Source organism: Staphylococcus sp. T93 (assembly GCF_016743875.1).
In the GTDB taxonomy this organism is placed as follows: Bacteria; Bacillota; Bacilli; order Staphylococcales; family Staphylococcaceae; genus Staphylococcus; species Staphylococcus aureus.
The window spans coordinates 246,013-266,191 of record NZ_CP068247.1 but is presented as its reverse complement, the minus strand read 5'-3'; the positions used below and the strand labels follow the sequence as shown (position 1 = coordinate 266,191).

Here is a 20,179-nt window from a genome sequence, read left to right as displayed (position 1 = left end):
ATATATATTAATCGTGCGACATTGTCTGTCTTAAATATGATTCGATAAATGGTCCAATGTCTCCATCCATCACTGCATCAACCTTACCTGTTTCTTCGTTCGTACGATGATCTTTCACCATTGAGTATGGATGGAAAACATATGATCTAATTTGGCTTCCCCAGCCGATTTCTTTTTGTTCGCCACGAATTTCAGCCATTTCACGTGCCTGCTCTTCCAATTTTAATTGATATAATTTAGACTTTAACATTTTCATAGCTGCTTCACGGTTTTTAATTTGAGAACGTTCATTTTGGTTATTAACAACTATACCTGAGGGGTGGTGGGTAATTCGTATTGCCGATTCAGTTTTGTTAATATGCTGACCACCTGCACCAGAAGCTCTGAATGTATCAACTGTAATATCATCCGGATTGATTTCAATCTCTATTTCATCATTATTAAAATCTGGAATAACGTCGCATGATGCAAATGATGTATGACGACGTCCTGATGAATCAAATGGAGAAATTCGTACTAGTCGGTGTACACCTTTTTCAGCTTTTAAATAACCATAAGCATTATGCCCTTTGATGAGCAATGTTACACTTTTAATCCCCGCTTCATCCCCAGGTAGATAATCAACAGTTTCAACTTTAAAGCCTTTCTTCTCACAATAACGTTGATACATTCTAAATAGCATATTAGCCCAATCTTGAGACTCCGTGCCACCTGCACCAGGATGTAACTCTAGAATTGCGTTATTGGCATCGTGAGGCCCATCTAATAATAATTGCAATTCGTATTCATCCACTTTAGCCTTAAAATTAATGACCTCTTGCTCTAAGTCTTCTTTCATTTCTTCATCAAATTCTTCTTGTAATAAATCCCAAGTAGCATCCATGTCATCTACTTCTGCTTGTAGTGTTTTATAACCATTAACTATTGCTTTTAACGCATTATTTTTATCTATAATATCTTGCGCTTTCGTTTGGTTATCCCAAAAATTAGGTTCTGCCATCATTTCTTCATATTCTTGAATATTAGTTTCTTTGTTCTCTAAGTCAAAGAGACCCCCTAATTTGTGTTAAATCTTGATTATACTTATCTATATTTCGTTTGATTTCTGATAATTCCATAGCATTCGCTCCTATTTATATTTCAATTCAAGTCATTGATTTGCATCTTTTATAATGCTAAATTTTAACATAATTTTGTTAAATAACAATGTTAAGAAATATAAGCACACTGACAATTAGTTTATGCATTTATTGTTAAAAATCAGTACATTTATCATCGACATATGCCTAAACCGATTTTTTAAAACTAAGTACATAACAACGTTTAACAACTTCTTCACATTTTTTAAAGTATTTAACGCTTGTAAAATAAAAAGACTCCTCCCATAACACAAACTATAGGTGTTTAATTGGAAGGAGTTATTTTATATCATTTATTTTCCATGGCAATTTTTGAATTTTTTACCACTACCACATGGACAATCATCGTTACGACCAACTTGATCGCCTTTAACGATTGGTTTCGGTTTCACTTTTTCTTTACCATCTTCAGCTGAAACGTGCTTCGCTTCACCAAACTCTGTTGTTTTTTCACGTTCAATATTATCTTCAACTTGTACTACAGATTTTAAAATGAATTTACAAGTATCTTCTTCAATATTTTGCATCATGATATCAAATAATTCATGACCTTCATTTTGATAGTCACGTAATGGATTTTGTTGTGCATAAGAACGTAAGTGAATACCTTGACGTAATTGATCCATTGTGTCGATATGATCAGTCCAATGGCTATCAATAGAACGAAGTAAAATCATACGCTCAAACTCATTCATTTGTTCTTCTAAGATATCTTTTTGACTTTGATATGCTGCTTCAATCTTAGCCCAAACGACTTCGAAAATATCTTCAGCATCTTTACCTTTGATATCATCCTCTGTAATGTCACCTTCTTGTAAGAAGATGTCATTAATGTAGTCGATGAATGGTTGATATTCAGGCTCGTCATCTGCTGTATTAATATAGTAATTGATACTACGTTGTAACGTTGAACGTAGCATTGCATCTACAACTTGAGAGCTGTCTTCTTCATCAATAATACTATTTCTTTCGTTATAGATAATTTCACGTTGTTTACGTAATACTTCATCGTATTCTAAGATACGTTTACGCGCGTCGAAGTTATTACCTTCTACACGTTTTTGTGCTGATTCTACAGCTCTTGATACCATTTTTGATTCAATTGGTGTAGAGTCATCTAAACCTAGTCGGCTCATCATTTTCTGTAAACGTTCAGAACCAAAACGAATCATTAATTCATCTTGTAATGATAAATAGAAGCGACTATCCCCTTTATCACCTTGACGTCCAGAACGACCACGTAACTGGTCATCAATACGACGAGATTCATGTCGCTCTGTACCTATTACTGCTAAACCGCCTAATTCCTCTACGCCTTCACCTAATTTGATATCTGTACCACGACCAGCCATGTTAGTGGCAATAGTAACGGCACCTTTTTGTCCAGCGCCTGCAACAATTTCAGCTTCACGTTCATGATTTTTCGCATTTAACACATCATGACGGATACCACGTTTTTTAAGTAAATTTGAAATATATACAGAAGTCTCAACTGCAACAGTACCTAATAGCACTGGTTGCCCTGCCTTGTGTTTTTCAACAACATCTTCTACTACTGCATCAAATTTACCTTTTTGGCTAATGTAAATTAAATCAGACTTATCGTTACGTTGCACAGGTTTATTTGTCGGAATTTGAGTTACTGTCATGTTATAAATATTTCTAAATTCTTCTTCTTCAGTTTTAGCTGTACCTGTCATACCCGCAAGTTTATTGTACATTCTGAAATAGTTTTGGAATGTAATAGACGCCATAGTTTTAGATTCATTTTGAATTTGAACGCCTTCCTTCGCTTCAATAGCTTGGTGTAAACCTTCCGAGAAACGACGGCCTGGCATTGTACGTCCTGTAAATTGATCGACAATTAATACTTCGCCATCAACAACCATATAGTCTACGTCACGTTGTAATGTAACGTGCGCACGTAAAGCTGTGTTGATATGACTAATAACATCAACATTTTGTACATCATATAAGTTTTCAACTTTGAACATACGTTCAGCTTTATCCGCACCTTGTTCTGTTAAATGTACAGCTTTCGTTTTTTCATCGTATTTATAATCTTCGTCCTGTTTTAACATTTTCGCAAAAACATTTGCTTGTGTATAAAGTGACGTTGACTTTTCAGCTTCACCAGAAATAATTAATGGCGTACGTGCCTCGTCGATTAAAATTGAGTCAACCTCATCAATGATTGCAAAATGTAATGGACGCATTACTCTATCTTCAGAATAATTCACCATGTTATCTCGTAAGTAATCAAAACCTAGCTCATTATTAGTACTGTAAGTAATGTCTTGTGCGTATGCTTCACGTTTTTCTTCTGTCGTCTTACTGTTTAAGTTTAATCCGACAGTCAAACCTAAGAAGTTATATAACTCAGCCATTTCTTCACTTTGAACACTTGATAAGTATTCATTGACTGTAATAACGTGAACACCTCTACCAGCTAATGCATTTAAGTATGTTGGCATTGTCGCTGTTAATGTTTTACCTTCACCTGTTCTCATCTCAGCGATATCACCTTTATGAATTGCAATACCACCCATAATTTGAACTTTATATGGTGTCATATTGAATACACGTTTAGAGCCTTCTCTAACAAGTGCATATGCTTCTGGTAAAATTTTATCTAAATAATCATTTTGCTTTTTGACATTATCAATGTCAGCTAATTCTGTTTGGAATTGTTTCGTTTTATTACGAATTTCTTCATCAGTTAAAATTGCCGTTTTTTCTTCTAAAGCGATTACTTTATCAGCAAGTTTACCTAACTGTTTAATTTCTTTATTATTGCCATCAAGAATTTTTGATAAAAATCCCATTTCGTTCGCTCCTTTAGCTAAAAAACTGTTTGGCCTACAACAATATATCTTATCATTTATAGTTAGAAAATTATACTTATTTACTCATTTGTAGAATCAATATAAATATATTTATGACATACTTCATTCACATTCTGTTGTCAACAAGTTTATCACTAATAAATATATTCTCAATACGCAATTATACTTCCTAATAAATTATATTATAAATATTTTACGATTTTCGACTCGGACTATACAATAGACTGACATACTATTATTAACTTAACATTCAAATATATACATCCATTAACATTAGCATAGTCACTATGTTTCATTCAACAAATTACATTATCGAACTATGAAATAGTCATAATTTGCTTTTGGAGTATAAAAAAGCACTTGTGCAAAAACACAAGTGCTTTAAACTTAATTTATTGTTCACTAGTTTGAATCAAGCCATATTTACCGTCTTTACGGCGGTAAACGATACTTGTTCCATCAGTTTCTCTGTCTGTGAATACAAAGAAGTCATGACCTAATAGATTCATTTGTAATACCGCTTCTTCTGAATCCATTGGTTTTAAGCTGAATTCTTTTGAACGAATAATTTCTATCTCGTTATCATCGTAAGCGTCATTATCAACTTGTGTTTCTTGCATTTCTTGTAATTCGGCAACAAACACTTCTTGATCTCCTCGATCACGGCTCTTACGATTAATACGTGTTTTATATTTTCGAACTTGTCTTTCAAGTTTATTATTAATTAAATCAATACCTGCGTATAAATCATCGTTTCGCTCTTCAGCTCTTAACGTAACATTTTTCAATGGAATTGTTACTTCAATTTTAGTAGCTGAATTTGAATAAGTTTTAACTTTAACATGCGCCACTGCATTTGGTACGTCATTAAAATAACGTTCCAACTTACCAATTTTTTCCTCAATATAGTTGCGAATAGCATCTGTGATAGTGAGGTTATCTCCATGAATTTCAAATCTAATCATAGTAATCTCTCCTTAAACCTCTTTATTGGTAACTCTTTATTATATTTTAACATTTTTACGCTATCGTGCAAACGCAAACACTTTGAATTTTCTGATATTTTTAGCATATAATTTACACCCTGCACGATGAATTGTTAATCCAGTTGTATAAATATCGTCAACGAGTAATATTTCCTTACCATTTAAATCTAATTCCGTATCAATAATAAATGGATTTTCATCTGCCAGACGCTCTTTCTTAGTTAAATGAGACTGTTTTGGTCTATTTGACATCTTTAAAATCTTATCAAAGCGAATCCCTTTAGCTTTTAGTACTGCTTCTACCGGGTTAAATGTTCTAGATAAATCATGTGCCGGCGAAGAAGGAATTGGCACAATATAGTCATAAGATGTTTGTGGTATTTCAATCAAATGTGCCAATAATTCACATAAATAATAGTCTTTCAAAAATTTATACTGATGTATCATCTCTTTCATTAAACCGTCATATTGAAATTGACAATATAATTGTTCCATTAAATTAAAGTGTGCCGATAGAAACTTGCAGTCTAAACAATACGCTTCATCTTGATTTAAGTGTTTTAAGCACCTTGAACATCGCCTTGCTTTAATATCAAGTTTAATATTGTCCCAATTCTCTTTGCATCTGTCACATAATCTATTAGGTTTCTTGAACAAATTATAAATGGTTATATTTTCATATAACTTAGCACCACAACTCAAACAATTATTCATCAATCCAACCTCTTTTTAATGCTAATTTGTTCATCCTTTGAATCTCTTTTTTAGCTTGAATCATATTCATACTTACCCCTTCATGAAAAAACAATACTTTTCCAGTAGGACATTCTAATTTTCGTCCAACACGTCCAGCAATTTGTATTAAAGCCTCTTGAGTATATTGATGTGCATCGATAACAACAACATCCAAATTTGCCATTGTAAATCCACGTTCTAATATTGTCGTAGTAAAAATGACATCGAAATGTCCATTCCTTAATTGTTCAACTTTTTCAAAGCGAAAAACATCCTCGCTATGGACGTATGTTAATTTAGTAATTTTCTGCTTATAAACCGAAAATGTTTTAATCATTGTTTCTATATTGTTAAAAAACACCAGTGTATAACGTTGATTATTAATTTGATCTTGTAAAATTCGGTATAACATTTTCTGAATCTTCTTATTATTAAGTTTGAAATAACGATATTTAGGAACTGGAAGTGATTTTTTATGAAAGCGAGCTGGCAATTTAATTATATTTTCGTGGGGAATCTCTGACAGAAGTTGTTTCGGTGGTGTTGCTGTCATATAAATTGTTGCATGTTCAACTTTAGAAGATGACTTCAATGCTTGTTGTAAATTTTTATCCATTGATAAAGGAAAGGCATCGACTTCATCAATAAAAATAGTATCAAAGTGCTGTTTGAATCGGTAAAGTTGATGCACTGTGCATACAACAAAATGCCCTTCAAATTGTTGTCTTGATTGCTGGTGTAGTATGTCTATATCTTCATTAAGAAATGCGTCTTTAATACGTTTACTAATTTCTACAACAACATCTACACGTGGTGACACAATAGCTATATTATCTCCCTGTATTCTTGCATATTGAATGCCTTGAAACATCATTTCTGTCTTACCTGCACCTGTTACGGCATATAACAAAATCGTTTGTCTCTTTCTAATGGCTCGAACAATATGTTCTGAGGCATAAGACTGCTGTTCCGACAATTCAAATGAGAGATGATAATATGCTTGTGATGAACTTTGCGAACTCTCTGTTATTTTATATCTTGTTACATTATCCATTCGACCCAGTGATATACAATTTCTGCAATATACAATTTTCTTGGAATGTACTGAGGAATCATACTGATAAAAATGCTTTGGATTTGTACTTTCACATTGAACACAATAATAGTTTGAATTTTGTTTGATGACACCTGTTACTTCTTTTTTAATTTTTTCATTAGTAAGTGAAGTATGAGGATGAATTAATTTCCCGTAATGTTTAATGCTTAAAACCTCATTTCAACGTAAAAAAGAGCCTAATATTATAATGATTTTCTTATATCTTTAGCATTTTGGCTTTCAAATGATGAACATTTAAAGCCATGTATACGAGAGATAATTTCCAATTACAATATAGACTCTTTTATTAAAATTTTATAATTATGTTAATCTTATTTTTCTGCCAACATAGCCTAAACCTAATCCACCAGAACCTAAATGTGCTGCAACAACTGGACCAAACTCAGAGTATGCTACTTGATAAGCTGAAGGACAATCATCTTGTAACTTTTTGTATAACGCTTGACCATCTTCGAAATGATCTCCATTTATGACAAATAAAGTTACTTCTTCAAAGTCTTTTACAATATCTAATACTTTCTTTTCTAATGTTTGAATGGCACGCTTTTTAGTACGAACTTTTTCTTCTGGTATAATCTTGCCATCTTCAAAAGTCACACTTAATGGCGCTATTTGAATATTATATTTATCGATTAAGTCCTGCGACAGATAACTTGTAGAATCGGTCATCACAGCAATTTTCATAGTCGTCCTCCTAAAATATACTCATAGCAATGATACAATATTTCAGTTAAAAAGAAAATGGCAATCAAACGATTTATAGTCATGTCATTTTCAGTGTATAATGAAGATTAAATAATCTTAAGCTTATGAATTAAGGAGTTATTATGACACAAAATATCATTACTGTTAAAAAAGAACACATTATTGAAAATGTGATTAGTAAATCAAGATTCATTGCTCATATCAAACCTGTTCAAAATGAAGATGAAGCTAAAGCATTTATTGCTGCAATAAAAAAAGAACATAAAGATGCCACTCATAATTGTTCTGCATATACTATTGGACCTGAAATGAATATTCAAAAAGCGAATGATGATGGTGAACCGACAGGAACTGCCGGTGTCCCAATGTTAGACATATTAAAAAAGCTCGATGTTCATAATGCGTGTGTCGTAGTAACAAGATATTTTGGTGGTATTAAATTAGGTGGTGGCGGTTTAATTCGCGCCTATAGCGGTGCTGTTAGAGACGTCATTTATGATATCGGGCGTGTCGAACTACGAGAAGCAGTACCATGTATAGTAACACTGAATTATGATCAAACTGGTAAATTTGAATATGAATTAGCTTCAACTCATTTTATGTTAAGAAACCAAACTTACACTGATAAGGTAAGCTACTATATCGATGTCGTTAAAAGTGACTATGAAGCGTTTATTAACTTTTTAAATCAAATGACTGCAGGAAATTTCGATTTGACTGAAGAAACTCCAAAGCAGTTACCTTTCGATATACCAACTGAATAAAAATAAAAAGCACTATCATAAGACGGTAAATATCAATTGCGTATTATTAAACGACAATTGAAGTACACGTTTATGGCAGTGCTTTTTATATTTGAAATTTAATACAAAAAAATTGTAAAGAGTAAAGCCATATAATACAAATTATCCCATACAGCTATGCTTTCATTCCCTATTCCTCTTTATGAGATGACTTACGACTAATTAAATTTAATATTGGTCGGTAGTTGTTATCTATTAATCCTGTAAATTCAACAATTAATTCAATACTAAATATGATTAATACAAACATTAATACAACACCTAATGGTGGCGATACATACAAAATAATGCTCGAAAGACTAAATAAAATAGAGATTGAATAGATTAATAATACTGTTTGTCTATGTGTGTAGCCTAAAGCTAATAGTTTATGATGCAAATGCGATTTATCAGCTTGCATTATATGCTGCCCTTTTTTCACACGTCGAATCATTGCGAACAAAGTATCAATGAATGGAACTGCTAAGATAACAATTGGGAAGAACAATGCAATAATTGTAATATTTTTGAATCCGAGTAAAGAAAGGAATCCGATGATAAATCCAATCATTAAAGCCCCACTATCACCTAAAAATATTTTGGCAGGATGGAAATTGTAAAATAAAAACCCAATTAAAGAGCCTAATAAAACACAACAAATCATCGTTATGAAAATATTAGCTTGTAAAATTGCAATGAACCCTATTGTAATGAGTCCGATTGCAGAAACACCCGACGCCAAACCATCGAGTCCATCAATTAAGTTAATTGCATTTGTAATAGCAACAATCCAAATCACAGTAATTGGAATACTAAGAAATCCAAAATGAATCGTTGTACCCATTGGCAACGAAATAAAATCAATAGTCACACCATAAAAAGCAACTACTAAGGCAGCGGCAATTTGACCAGCCAATTTTATATACGGTTTCAAATCGTAGATATCATCTACAAGCCCAAGTACGTACATAATAATCGCACCAATAATAAGTGGTTTGATTTCTGTTTCAATAGGATGACCAATCCAAATACCTATTAAAAATGAAAAGAGAATCACTGTACCACCCATAACTGAAATAGGTTTAGTGTGTACTTTTCTAAAATTTGGTTTATCAACTAAATTTAATCTTTTCGATATTGCAATAACAATTGGTGTTATCGTCAAACTGACAATCATTGTTACTGCAACTAGTAATAATGTAACCATTTATTCACCTTCATCGATATTAATTGTTTTTAACGTTATATTTATTTAATATTGTCTTTATAGAATGATATATCTATTTTCTACGTATATCTTATAGCTTTATTATAAATTAATTCGTTCAATCAATGATATCATATTTACAACTATACGATTCATTTCTTATATATCGCCTATTATTCATTTTTTCATCATATCATTTAAGGCAACATTTTAACATCAAAGTCTATATCATACATTAATTTTATATGTAAACTAATGACAAATTGTAAGTTTTCACTTACAATAGCTAGTGGTCAATTAAAGGAGTCGATTCAGACATGTTCGAAGCATTTATATACAATATATCTGTTATAGTCGCTGGAATCTATTTATTCCATCGCTTACAGTATTCAGAAAACAAACGTATGGTTTTTTCTAAGGCTTATGTCACTGTTTTAATGACAATCGTATCATTATTATTATCTGTCTACCCTATCCCTTATCGTGAAGATTATTTAATTCACTTAACATTCGTTCCTTTATTGTTTTTAGGTAGATTTACAAATATGGTCTATACATTATCTGCCACAGTAATTGTAGCAATTGTTGAAATTGTAGTATTTAACAACTCGATTATGTACGGTGTTACGTTGATTGTTATTGCTGCAGTAACAAGTGCTATTGGACCATTTTTAAAACAAAATGATGTGCTATCATTATTAATACTTAATGTTGTTACAATAATCATTTTATTTGGTGTCGCGTTAGTGAGTCCTATTTACACACTATCGGAAGTTATCATTTTAATACCAATTTCATTAATTATCACTTTAGCTTCAGCGATAACATTTGTCGATATTTGGCATTTCTTCTCACTCGTAAATCGTTATGAAAACGAAGATAAATATGATTACTTAACAGGCTTAGGTAATGTAAAAGAATTTGATAGACATTTAAATGAAATTTCACGAAAAGCTGAAAAAGAACATCAAAGTATCGCATTATTATTAATCGATATCGATGGATTTAAAGATGTCAATGATACCTACTCACACAAATCAGGTGATGCTGTATTAAAACAAATGTCTCAATTACTTAAAAACTATGTGCCGAATCAATTTAAAATTTTTAGAAATGGTGGCGAAGAGTTCTCAGTTGTCATTCACAATTATTCACTTGATCAAAGTGTTAAATTAGCTGAAAATATTCGTTCGGGTGTTGAAAAATCATCATTCCATTTACCAAACAAAGAAGTTATTAAATTGTCAGTGTCTATCGGTGTTGGTTATTTAACAGATGACGATCCAAAATCACAGCGTAAAGTGTTTAAAGATGCAGACGATATGGTGCATGTAGCCAAAAATCAAGGGCGAAACAAAGTAATGTTTAACCCTATTATCAATTTATAACAACGACAAAACTGTTAATCCTTTGCTATTATTAAATCATAGTATAATAGCAAAGATTAACAGTTTTTCTTATTTAAATTTGAACCATACAAGTTCATCATACTAACACAAAGTCTCACTATTGAAAGTTGTAACAACAAGTTGTAAACTTCAATTGTTCAAATAAATAACACATATCATTGGAGGTGAATTGATATGCCAGATTCAATCACAATTATAGATGAAAACAAAGTGATTGATGTTGTATTAATTGCAGGTAGAATTTTACTTGAATCAGGTGCTGAAACATATCGAGTTGAAGATACAATGAACCGTATCGCACATAGTTATGGTCTTCATAATACATATAGTTTTGTCAGTTCAACTGCAATTATTTTTTCATTAAACGATCGAACAAGTACAAGATTAATTCGTGTACAAGAGCGTACAACAGATTTAGAGAAAATCGCTTTAACGAATAGTCTTTCACGTAAAATATCAAATAAAGAACTCACAATTGATGAAGCTAAATCTGAATTTATTCATTTACAGCATGCATCATTACAATATTCTTTTTTAACGAATTTCTTTGCAGCTGCCATTGCATGTGGCTTCTTCCTATTTATGTTTGGTGGTGTCGCATCAGATTGTTGGATTGCAGTCATTGCTGGCGGATCCGCATTTTTAACATTCAGCTTTGTGCAACGCTATATACAAATTAAATTTTTCTCAGAGTTTGTTGCAGCCGCTGTGGTCATATCCATTGCAGCCACATTTACTAAATTAGGCATTGCAACCAATCAAGATATCATTACTATAGCCAGTGTCATGCCACTTGTCCCTGGTATATTAATTACCAATGCCATTCGAGATTTATTAGCGGGTGAATTACTTGCAGGTATGTCTCGCGGTGTTGAAGCTGCATTAACAGCATTCGCAATCGGTGCTGGTGTCGCAATCGTTTTATTAATCATTTAAGGAAGGACTGTTAAAGCATGCTATTTTATTTATTTCATTTTACAATCAGCTTTATATCAACAGTACTTTTCTCTATCATTTTCAATGCACCCAAACGCCTCTTAGTAGCATGTGGATTTGTGGGTGCCATTGCATGGACGATTTACCAATTAACGGTAGATTTAGAGTTTGGAAAAGTTGGCGCTTCATTTTTGGGAAGCTTAATTTTAGGCTTAATGAGTCATACTATGAGTCGCAGATATAAACGACCGGTAATTATATTCATAGTGCCAGGCATTATACCATTAGTACCTGGTGGTGCAGCTTATCAAGCGACTCGTTTTTTAGTATCAAATGATTATACAAGTGCTGTAAATACATTTTTAGAAGTTACACTGATTTCAGGTGCGATTGCTTTCGGTATATTAGTTTCTGAAATTCTATATTACCTATACACACGTATCAAACAACTGTATGGTAAAATCAAAGGTAAGACATATAAAAAATCTTACAACATGAATAATAGAGTTTAAGGGGTCGAATATAATGAAGAACCAATTGATAGATAGATTAACAAGATATACGACAATTGATACGCAATCTGATCCAAAATCTACAACAACACCTTCAACTGAAAAGCAATGGGATTTGTTACATTTATTAGAAAAAGAATTACAACAATTAGGATTGCCAACTGATTTAGATGAAAATGGCTACTTATTTGCTACATTAGAAAGTAACATCGATGTCGACGTCCCAACAGTTGGATTTTTGGCGCATGTTGATACATCACCTGATTTCAATGCTTCAAATGTTAAACCGCAAATTATTGAAAACTATGATGGTAAGCCATACAAACTAGGCAATACTAAACGTGTCTTAGATCCTAAAGTATTTCCAGAACTTAACAGTTTAGTTGGTCATACATTAATGGTAACTGATGGTACATCGTTACTAGGTGCAGACGATAAAGCGGGTATTGTGGAAATTATGGAAGCTATTTGTTATTTACAAGAACATCCAGAAATTAAACATGGTACCATTCGCATTGGATTTACACCAGACGAAGAAATCGGTCGTGGTCCACATAAATTTGATGTTGACCGCTTCAATGCTGATTTTGCTTATACTATGGATGGTAGTCAATATGGAGAATTACAATATGAAAGCTTTAACGCTGCTGAAGCGGTTATTACATGCCACGGTGTAAATGTTCATCCTGGTTCAGCTAAAAATGCAATGGTAAACGCAATACGTTTAGGTGAACAATTCGATAGTTTGCTACCTGATAGTGAAGTTCCGGAGCGAACAGAAGGATACGAAGGCTTTTATCACTTAATGAACTTTGAAGGAACTGTTGAAAAAGCAACTTTGCAATACATTATTCGTGATCATGATAAAAAACAATTCGAATTGCGTAAGAAACGTATTTTAGAAATACGTGACGATATCAATGCCCATTTTGAAAATTATCCAGTTAAAGTTGATATATCGGATCAATATTTCAATATGGCAGAAAAAATATTACCATTGCCTCATATTATTGATATACCTAAACGTGTCTTTGCCAAATTAGATATTCCAGCAAACACTGAACCTATTCGCGGTGGTACAGATGGTTCACAATTGTCATTTATGGGGTTACCAACTCCAAACATCTTTACAGGTTGCGGTAACTTCCACGGCCCATATGAATATGCATCCATTGATGTTATGGAAAAAGCAGTACAAGTAATCATTGGAATTGTAGAAGATATCGCTGAAAATCACTAAAAACCAACGATTATATACTAGTTCAACTCAGGCTTAATTAATATATAAAAATCACGCTAACATTCAGTGCAATGATAGCGTGATTTTTCATATTTTTTACGTATACTTTCGATCTTCTAATTCGTTTTGCTAACCATCATAAATGTTATTAACCATCATGACAGCATCACCAATTTAGTCCTTCTTTACTAAACCTCAACATTAAAATGTGTTTTCAACAGTTTTAAAGACTGAACCGTATAATGCCTAATTTGTAACCCCATTTTAAAGTCAGTATAAGTTTCTGGCATATCGATAAATGTATTAAACATTGCTGTAACCCCTTGTGATTCAAATAAATCAAACTTTTCAGCAGTTGCACAAATTGCAATGGCAACCTTTTGATGTTTATGACAAAGTTCTGCAATACGCAATGTTGTCGTTTCTAGCAACTGATCATTTTCATTTAATCCTTCTCCAAAAATAATTAAATCCGCTTGTTCAACTAAATTTTCTAAATGTGTTAGTTGGTCTACTAATGCATGACTGGTTAATATTTCAGCTTGATACAGTCCATTCAAGACTGCTGCAATTCCACCACCAGCACCACCACGTTCAACTGGACCAATTGCAATTTTCAATTCACTTTTAAATAACTCACTAAAATACCAAATTAAATTATCGATTTCTGCTGCTTGATTATGATTCAACTGATGCGCATCATAAGTTTGCATGATTTCACTTTGCTTACCATATAATCGACTTGAAAAATCCGACATTACTTGAATTCTTGCTGTTTCCATTTTAGGGTGTAAGTTCGACATATCCATACGACGAATATATTTAATTACACCAGCACCTTGTCTCATATCTACGACACGCCCTTCGTCATCATAGAATTGAGCACCTAATGCTTGTAACATACCTGCACCAGCATCAAAACTATCAATCCCACCTAGTGAAATTACAACATGTTTTGCGTCGTTATCTAATGCATGTTTAATCATTTCTCCTAAACCATAACTTGTTCGTTCAACAATTGGTTTTTTACCTTTTAAAAATAAATTCCCCTCGATAACGGTCATCCCTGTATCAGTTTGTCCGTAAACACCTTCAACTTCATTCATATCTGCATCATGTACTGGTATACGATACTTTTGCCCAGATTGCCATAAAAATACAGAATCTAATAATTCATGTCTTCCATTAAACAATGGTACTTGAACTACATCTGCAGTTTCAATTTGGCTTGCAACTGCCTCTTCAACATATCTATTAGCTTGATAACTTGAAATAATTCCATGAAACTCATCCATGGCTACTAATACTTTCATAACCTTGACCACCTTACTTTATTATTTGTTGTGATACGTTTTTTATTCATAAAAGATTAATCTTAAATTTTAGATTTTATCTCGTGATTATATGCTAACATTTAACATGACATGATTATTAATTATTCCAGTAAATAACAATATGCTTCTTTTGGTTTAGCATATATTTCCTATTAAACTAACTTACAAATCATGTTTAAATTTTCTTATTGGATTCGTCGTTTTCCAAAATATTTTCAATAAAAATACTCGAATATATTATACATATGTTTGTAAAAAAGTACTAACTTAACTGCTTCTAAAGGTGACATAAAATAAAAGGTCAGAACATCATTATAGCCAAACTACTCTGATTCACACGAATTTAAGTTGTGCTATTCACGTCTAGTAGTGTAAGGCAAAATGTTCCAACCCTATAGTTTCATTATTCTTCTGCTTGTGCTAATGACGACACATTGATATCACCGTGGTCTCGATTCCAAACCATTTCACCATTTACAAAATAAAATGCTTGAGGTGATTCATGTTTAACGTTCGTTTTTTTAGCAATATAATCTGACAAATCGCGTTCTTGTTGGACAATCAAATAATAACCGTCCATATCGCGTTCATATAAAAATTTATTAAATTGATCGTACGCATTTGCCGATATTGGACAAGTTTCACTATGTTTTAATACAAAAACATATTTATTTTCCTCAATAACCTGTTCAAATTGGTCAATTGAACTTAGCTTTATAGCCACTCTATTCACCTCTAAAAATATTTATCACATTTAAATAGCATCTGCGTGACATTTTTATACATATAGTTAATATCAATGTTTACCATTATACACATAGTAAGTTGACATGTTAACCATAAATTCAAAATTTTTAACTTTGAAAAATGATTATAGTTATTTTTCTTCTAATTTTTCAAGCTTTTTTTCAAAGGCTTTATCGCCGTGAGTTATATCTATACCCTTTTTCGGCAACTTATCTACATCGACTTTTGATAACTTCTCACTAACCTTTATTGTTTCAATACGTGTATTATAATAGTTCTGCAGACTGTAATACATTTCTATTGCGTTTTTCCTTGCATTATTAACATGCTTATCACTAATATTAGTTTGGTTAATATCGGTAATTTGCTTTTCAATCATTGGCATAATGTGATTTTTAATCGCGCCTTTTACTTCATTTTCTTTACTATCATCTAGGTTCTTCTTCGCAGTATCTCTTAACGCTTTATTATTATGTTCTAATTTTGTCGTAAGATTAGTTGCTTCACTTTTATTATCAGCTAATTTAATTTCTGATTCAACTTTGTATCTATTTTTTTCAAATTGTTTCGTATAATCTAAAATGTCTTCGTTATACTTGATAGATTGATTACATAAACCTATGAATTTTTTTAATTGATATATCGCATCCTTCTTCTCATTTGCAAGCGTCATATATTCTTTTTTTAATTTCTTAACTTTCATTGTATCATCAGGCAAATTTTTTGCTGACTTATAATATGCTTCAAATTTAGGTATGAGATGGTTTTTAACATCTTCTTGTAGTGCCTTAAATTCTTTACTATTTTTATCAGTTGTATCAGTTTTACTTAGATGATCAATTTCTTTCAAATGTATATTATCCATGACATGTTGTAATTCTTTTTGTTTTTGCTCAACATCTTTAAATTGCTTAGTAAATTGATGTTGTGCCTCTTTTTCTTTATTACCACAAGCACTTATTACTACAAATAAAATCGCTAAAACAGCGATAATAACAATTTTTTTCATGATTGCACTCCTTAACAGATTCATTATACAAAAACATGTTTATTATGAAAATGAATTATGTTATAGTATTCCAGACTTTATCGTGATTAAATTAATTTTCAATATCAAAGGAGTTTATCATGTATTCAAATGTTCAACCATTCATTAATAGTGATTTAACTAATTGTTTTCAATCACAATACACTGAAATTGAATCATTATTATTCAACCTCTTAGACAGCCCAGTAAAATATACAAAACATATTGGCGGTACGCATCATTTTAAATATTCAACAGAGCCAATTTTAGATATTTTAGTAGGTGTAGAAAATTTGCATGATATTACATCCTTAGATGAAAAACGCTTAAATTATGTAGGGTTTTATCGTTTGCATCATAAATATACTAAGAAAGTTATGATGGCGAAGTTTAACAATTTTCATGAACTAAAACAACAGGTGCGTCTACATATCATTCAAATGAATACCCAAACATTTGAATCTTATCTTGCACTTGATTACCTCTTATCAACTAATGATGATATTGCTTTGCAATTCAATACAAAAAAACACCAAATATTGCAACATAGCTTAACAATTAGACAATATGAGATGCAAAAGCAACAATACTTTGAAAAACTATGTAAAAAATACTTATAACGACAATAATGCCGTATTTTATAATTATACTAATTCTAATACTTTCTTTTCAATTTTCGCAAATGAATTTTAAAATTGGTATAATACTATATGATATTAAAGACATGAGAAAGGATGTACTGAGAAGTGATAAATAAAGACATCTATCAAGCTTTACAACAACTTATCCCAAATGAAAAAATTAAAGTTGATGAACCTTTAAAACGATACACTTATACTAAAACAGGTGGTAATGCCGACTTTTACATTACCCCTACTAAAAATGAAGAAGTACAAGCAGTTGTTAAATATGCCTATCAAAATGAGATTCCTGTTACATATTTAGGAAATGGCTCAAATATTATTATCCGTGAAGGTGGTATTCGCGGTATTGTAATTAGTTTATTATCACTAGATCATATCGAAGTATCTGATGATGCGATAATAGCCGGTAGCGGCGCTGCAATTATTGATGTCTCACGTGTTGCTCGTGATTACGCACTTACTGGCCTTGAATTTGCATGTGGTATTCCAGGTTCAATTGGTGGTGCAGTGTATATGAATGCTGGCGCTTATGGTGGCGAAGTTAAAGATTGTATAGACTATGCGCTTTGCGTAAACGAACAAGGCTCGTTAATTAAACTTACAACAAAAGAATTAGAGTTAGATTATCGTAATAGCATTATTCAAAAAGAACACTTAGTTGTATTAGAAGCTGCATTTACTTTAGCTCCTGGTAAAATGACTGAAATACAAGCTAAAATGGATGATTTAACAGAACGTAGAGAATCTAAACAACCTTTAGAGTATCCTTCATGTGGTAGTGTATTCCAAAGACCGCCTGGTCATTTTGCAGGTAAATTGATACAAGATTCTAATTTGCAAGGTCACCGTATTGGCGGCGTTGAAGTTTCAACCAAACACGCTGGTTTTATGGTAAATGTAGACAATGGAACTGCTACAGATTATGAAAACCTTATTCATTATGTACAAAAGACCGTCAAAGAAAAATTTGGCATTGAATTAAATCGTGAAGTTCGCATTATTGGTGAACATCCAAAGGAATCGTAAGTTAAGGAGCTTTGTCTATGCCTAAAGTTTATGGTTCATTAATCGATACTGAAACACGCTGTCGCCATTATTTTACCGAAGAAGATATTATTGCTATTAAATTTAAATGTTGTAATAAATACTATCCATGCTATAAGTGCCATAATGAGTTTGAAAAGCACGCCATTAAGCGTTGGTCTGAGCCTTCATTTAACGAAAAAGCAATCTTATGCGGTGTATGCAAACACGAATTAACAATCAATGAATATATGATGGTAGAGCGTTGTCCAAATTGCCAATCTCGGTTTAACAATCGCTGTAAATATCACTATCATATTTATTTTGAAATTTAAACAACATAGTCAAAACATTATAGGGAGTGGGTCAGACATGATAAAGCACCACTTCTGTAGAATTCCTTTTTGAAATTCTCTATGTTTGGGCCCCGCCAACTTGCATTGTCAGTAGAAATTGAAAATCAAATTTCTCTATGTTTGGAGCCCACTAGTATTGAAATGAACTTGTTACAAGTACATGTTCATTCAACCAACGACTGACAACAGAACATTTTAGAGTCTAGGACATTGATTGACGTCCCAGATTTCCTTTTTTAAAGAAAAGAGGGGAGCAATGATTAAGACCTTTAACCATTGTTCCCCTCTTTTAAAATTATTTTACAACTTTATCAAGTTCCTCAATTTGTTTAATTGTAGTTGTAGTTGATCCAGCTGCAAAGTACCATAATTTAGGATCTAAATTATATACTTTGTCTTCTTTAATTGCTTTAACATTTTTTAATACAGGATTATTTAATGCTTGTTTCGCAGTTGATTTACCACTTATCGCTTGACCTCTATCCATCGCTAAAATAACATCTGGATTTTCTTTATTAACATATTCGTTAGAAACATTTTGTCCATGATTGCTATTACTTACTTTTTTATCAACTGCATTGAATCCTAATGTATCGTAAACTAATCCACCAAAACGACCTTTAGGTCCAAATGTTGATAATTCACCTTCGTTAACTAGTAAATACATAACAGTTTTATTGAAGTTTTTCGTTTTATCTTTCATTGAAGCAATTTTGTTATCTAAATCTTTATTTAATTCTTTAGCTTTATCTTCTTTATCGTAAATTTTTCCGATATTTTCAGTGTTTTGTTTCATTGAACCAATTAAGTTCTTTTCATCTGCACCAACATAAACAATTTTCGCTTTAGGTGCAGCTTTTTTGAATTCATCTAAATTCTTTTGATTAGCTGTACGTCCAGAGATAAAGATTACTTCGGGTTTCGTCGCAGCAATTTTATCAAAATTCACTTCTTTTAAATTACCAACGTTTGTATATTTATCATCTTTAAATGATTCTAAGAAATTCGGTAATGACTTACCGCCTTCCCCTTTAGGTAATGCTTTTACTTTATCTGATAAGCCCATTTCTTTCATTACATCTAATGCGCCATAGTCTAACACAACTGCATTTTTAGGATTTTTTGGTACTTCAACAGTTTCTTTAACTTTTTTAGCGTCACTACCATCTTTTTTCTCGCCACGCATTTTATAGTTATTTTCAATTTTTACTGTATCTTTAGAACCTTTAGTTTCTGATTTTGATTGTTCTTTATCAGAATTGTTACCGCATGCCGCTAATAAAAACATTACTGCTAATACTAAATATAAGACTGTTTTCTTCATAATATAATATTCTCCTCTTTTGGCTTAATCTGTGTGCTTGATGTGAAATATAAATAAATGCTTTACGTTTAACCCTTCTTTAATTGGCGCATCACCCCTTTAAAGTGTCT

The 20,179-nt window shown here is 32.0% G+C and carries 20 protein-coding genes; 8 read left to right on the top strand and 12 right to left on the bottom strand.

Translation table 11 applies throughout. From position 1 onward, the window contains the following. Positions 1 to 7 precede the first annotated feature (7 nt). From prfB to fakB1, 7 genes are all read right to left on the bottom strand, one after another. Positions 8 to 1,118, bottom strand: a protein-coding gene (gene prfB / locus JG553_RS01285) for a peptide chain release factor 2 (RefSeq protein ID WP_010956549.1) whose coding sequence is annotated in 2 segments (ribosomal slippage) — positions 8 to 1,045 and positions 1,047 to 1,118 — 1,110 coding nt in all. Because the reading frame shifts where the segments join, the coding sequence is not laid out codon by codon here. A 168-nt stretch (positions 1,119 to 1,286) separates the two neighbouring features. Next, entirely contained in the window at positions 1,287 to 1,391 is a 105-nt protein-coding gene (locus JG553_RS01280) for a hypothetical protein (protein WP_001790092.1), read from the bottom strand. A gap of 41 nt (positions 1,392 to 1,432) precedes the next feature. Continuing rightward, positions 1,433 to 3,964, bottom strand: a complete 2,532-nt coding sequence (gene secA / locus JG553_RS01275) for a preprotein translocase subunit SecA (protein WP_000506534.1) — start codon at positions 3,962 to 3,964, stop codon at positions 1,433 to 1,435. Between the two features lie 413 nt (positions 3,965 to 4,377). After that, positions 4,378 to 4,950 carry a ribosome hibernation-promoting factor, HPF/YfiA family gene (hpf, locus tag JG553_RS01270; RefSeq protein ID WP_000617735.1) on the bottom strand — a complete coding sequence of 191 codons (573 nt, stop codon included), beginning with the start codon at positions 4,948 to 4,950 and terminating at the stop codon, positions 4,378 to 4,380. A 60-nt stretch (positions 4,951 to 5,010) separates the two neighbouring features. Next, a complete protein-coding gene (locus JG553_RS01265; protein WP_001057965.1) occupies positions 5,011 to 5,685 on the bottom strand; it encodes a ComF family protein in 675 nt (224 codons plus the stop codon). Next, positions 5,678 to 6,760 (bottom strand): ATP-dependent helicase ComFA, encoded by a 1,083-nt coding sequence (locus JG553_RS01260; protein ID WP_001548033.1) that lies wholly within the window; start codon positions 6,758 to 6,760, stop codon positions 5,678 to 5,680. Before JG553_RS01260 ends, JG553_RS01265 begins: the two co-directional genes overlap by 8 nt. A 363-nt stretch (positions 6,761 to 7,123) precedes the next feature. Then, entirely contained in the window at positions 7,124 to 7,507 is a 384-nt protein-coding gene (gene fakB1, locus JG553_RS01255) for a fatty acid kinase FakB1 (RefSeq protein WP_001804582.1), read from the bottom strand. A 143-nt stretch (positions 7,508 to 7,650) separates the two neighbouring features. Here fakB1 and JG553_RS01250 point away from each other — a divergent pair, with 143 nt between their 5' ends. After that, positions 7,651 to 8,292 carry a YigZ family protein gene (locus tag JG553_RS01250; RefSeq protein WP_000192947.1) on the top strand — a complete coding sequence of 214 codons (642 nt, stop codon included), beginning with the start codon at positions 7,651 to 7,653 and terminating at the stop codon, positions 8,290 to 8,292. Positions 8,293 to 8,461: 169 nt separating this feature from the next. Here JG553_RS01250 and JG553_RS01245 read toward each other — a convergent pair whose 3' ends face one another. Further along, entirely contained in the window at positions 8,462 to 9,517 is a 1,056-nt protein-coding gene (locus JG553_RS01245) for a glycosyltransferase family 4 protein (protein WP_000258151.1), read from the bottom strand. A gap of 317 nt (positions 9,518 to 9,834) precedes the next feature. Between JG553_RS01245 and gdpS the strand changes: the two genes are divergently transcribed. The 4 genes from gdpS to pepT all read left to right on the top strand — a co-directional run bounded on the left by gdpS (position 9,835) and on the right by pepT (position 13,614). Further along, the gene (gene gdpS, locus JG553_RS01240; protein WP_000460983.1) at positions 9,835 to 10,905 is read left to right on the top strand and encodes a GGDEF domain-containing protein GdpS; all 1,071 of its coding nucleotides are present in this window, start codon (positions 9,835 to 9,837) and stop codon (positions 10,903 to 10,905) included. Between the two features lie 195 nt (positions 10,906 to 11,100). Beyond that, positions 11,101 to 11,862: a threonine/serine exporter family protein gene (locus JG553_RS01235; RefSeq protein WP_001113406.1), complete on the top strand. Its 762-nt coding sequence runs from the start codon at positions 11,101 to 11,103 to the stop codon at positions 11,860 to 11,862. Positions 11,863 to 11,879: 17 nt separating this feature from the next. Next, positions 11,880 to 12,374 carry a threonine/serine exporter family protein gene (locus JG553_RS01230; RefSeq protein ID WP_000899890.1) on the top strand — a complete coding sequence of 165 codons (495 nt, stop codon included), beginning with the start codon at positions 11,880 to 11,882 and terminating at the stop codon, positions 12,372 to 12,374. Positions 12,375 to 12,387: 13 nt separating this feature from the next. Further along, a complete protein-coding gene (gene pepT, locus JG553_RS01225; RefSeq protein WP_000795826.1) occupies positions 12,388 to 13,614 on the top strand; it encodes a peptidase T in 1,227 nt (408 codons plus the stop codon). A gap of 188 nt (positions 13,615 to 13,802) precedes the next feature. Here the strand turns inward: pepT and JG553_RS01220 are convergent, their stop codons facing one another. From JG553_RS01220 to JG553_RS01210, 3 genes are all read right to left on the bottom strand, one after another. Next, positions 13,803 to 14,927, bottom strand: a complete 1,125-nt coding sequence (locus JG553_RS01220) for a glycerate kinase (RefSeq protein WP_000866742.1) — start codon at positions 14,925 to 14,927, stop codon at positions 13,803 to 13,805. Positions 14,928 to 15,351: 424 nt separating this feature from the next. Beyond that, complete coding sequence (gene ytxJ / locus JG553_RS01215; protein WP_000985617.1) at positions 15,352 to 15,672, bottom strand: bacillithiol system redox-active protein YtxJ; 321 nt, start codon at positions 15,670 to 15,672, stop codon at positions 15,352 to 15,354. Positions 15,673 to 15,825: 153 nt separating this feature from the next. After that, the gene (locus JG553_RS01210; RefSeq protein ID WP_000724887.1) at positions 15,826 to 16,704 is read right to left on the bottom strand and encodes an EMYY motif lipoprotein; all 879 of its coding nucleotides are present in this window, start codon (positions 16,702 to 16,704) and stop codon (positions 15,826 to 15,828) included. A 119-nt stretch (positions 16,705 to 16,823) separates the two neighbouring features. On the opposite strand from JG553_RS01210, the gene JG553_RS01205 reads away from it, so the two are divergent. From JG553_RS01205 to JG553_RS01195, 3 genes are all read left to right on the top strand, one after another. After that, positions 16,824 to 17,342 (top strand): GrpB family protein, encoded by a 519-nt coding sequence (locus JG553_RS01205; protein WP_000287207.1) that lies wholly within the window; start codon positions 16,824 to 16,826, stop codon positions 17,340 to 17,342. Between the two features lie 126 nt (positions 17,343 to 17,468). Beyond that, positions 17,469 to 18,392 (top strand): UDP-N-acetylmuramate dehydrogenase, encoded by a 924-nt coding sequence (murB, locus tag JG553_RS01200; protein ID WP_000608440.1) that lies wholly within the window; start codon positions 17,469 to 17,471, stop codon positions 18,390 to 18,392. A gap of 17 nt (positions 18,393 to 18,409) precedes the next feature. After that, positions 18,410 to 18,724: a CHY zinc finger protein gene (locus JG553_RS01195; protein ID WP_001127269.1), complete on the top strand. Its 315-nt coding sequence runs from the start codon at positions 18,410 to 18,412 to the stop codon at positions 18,722 to 18,724. Between the two features lie 316 nt (positions 18,725 to 19,040). On the opposite strand, the gene JG553_RS01190 is transcribed toward JG553_RS01195, so the two are convergent. Further along, positions 19,041 to 20,069: a ferrated catecholamine ABC transporter substrate-binding lipoprotein SstD gene (locus JG553_RS01190; protein ID WP_000754443.1), complete on the bottom strand. Its 1,029-nt coding sequence runs from the start codon at positions 20,067 to 20,069 to the stop codon at positions 19,041 to 19,043. Positions 20,070 to 20,179: the final 110 nt, after the last annotated feature.

Coding starts and splice junctions, on each gene's coding strand:
- JG553_RS01210 (WP_000724887.1), bottom strand. CDS start 16,704: ATGAAAAAAATTGTTATTATCGCTGTTTTAGCGATTTTATTTGTAGTA.
- hpf (WP_000617735.1), bottom strand. CDS start 4,950: ATGATTAGATTTGAAATTCATGGAGATAACCTCACTATCACAGATGCT.
- JG553_RS01195 (WP_001127269.1), top strand. CDS start 18,410: ATGCCTAAAGTTTATGGTTCATTAATCGATACTGAAACACGCTGTCGC.
- JG553_RS01220 (WP_000866742.1), bottom strand. CDS start 14,927: ATGAAAGTATTAGTAGCCATGGATGAGTTTCATGGAATTATTTCAAGT.
- JG553_RS01245 (WP_000258151.1), bottom strand. CDS start 9,517: ATGGTTACATTATTACTAGTTGCAGTAACAATGATTGTCAGTTTGACG.
- fakB1 (WP_001804582.1), bottom strand. CDS start 7,507: ATGAAAATTGCTGTGATGACCGATTCTACAAGTTATCTGTCGCAGGAC.
- JG553_RS01250 (WP_000192947.1), top strand. CDS start 7,651: ATGACACAAAATATCATTACTGTTAAAAAAGAACACATTATTGAAAAT.
- JG553_RS01190 (WP_000754443.1), bottom strand. CDS start 20,069: ATGAAGAAAACAGTCTTATATTTAGTATTAGCAGTAATGTTTTTATTA.
- JG553_RS01260 (WP_001548033.1), bottom strand. CDS start 6,760: ATGGATAATGTAACAAGATATAAAATAACAGAGAGTTCGCAAAGTTCA.
- JG553_RS01230 (WP_000899890.1), top strand. CDS start 11,880: ATGCTATTTTATTTATTTCATTTTACAATCAGCTTTATATCAACAGTA.
- JG553_RS01235 (WP_001113406.1), top strand. CDS start 11,101: ATGCCAGATTCAATCACAATTATAGATGAAAACAAAGTGATTGATGTT.
- JG553_RS01265 (WP_001057965.1), bottom strand. CDS start 5,685: ATGAATAATTGTTTGAGTTGTGGTGCTAAGTTATATGAAAATATAACC.
- JG553_RS01205 (WP_000287207.1), top strand. CDS start 16,824: ATGTATTCAAATGTTCAACCATTCATTAATAGTGATTTAACTAATTGT.
- pepT (WP_000795826.1), top strand. CDS start 12,388: ATGAAGAACCAATTGATAGATAGATTAACAAGATATACGACAATTGAT.
- gdpS (WP_000460983.1), top strand. CDS start 9,835: ATGTTCGAAGCATTTATATACAATATATCTGTTATAGTCGCTGGAATC.
- secA (WP_000506534.1), bottom strand. CDS start 3,964: ATGGGATTTTTATCAAAAATTCTTGATGGCAATAATAAAGAAATTAAA.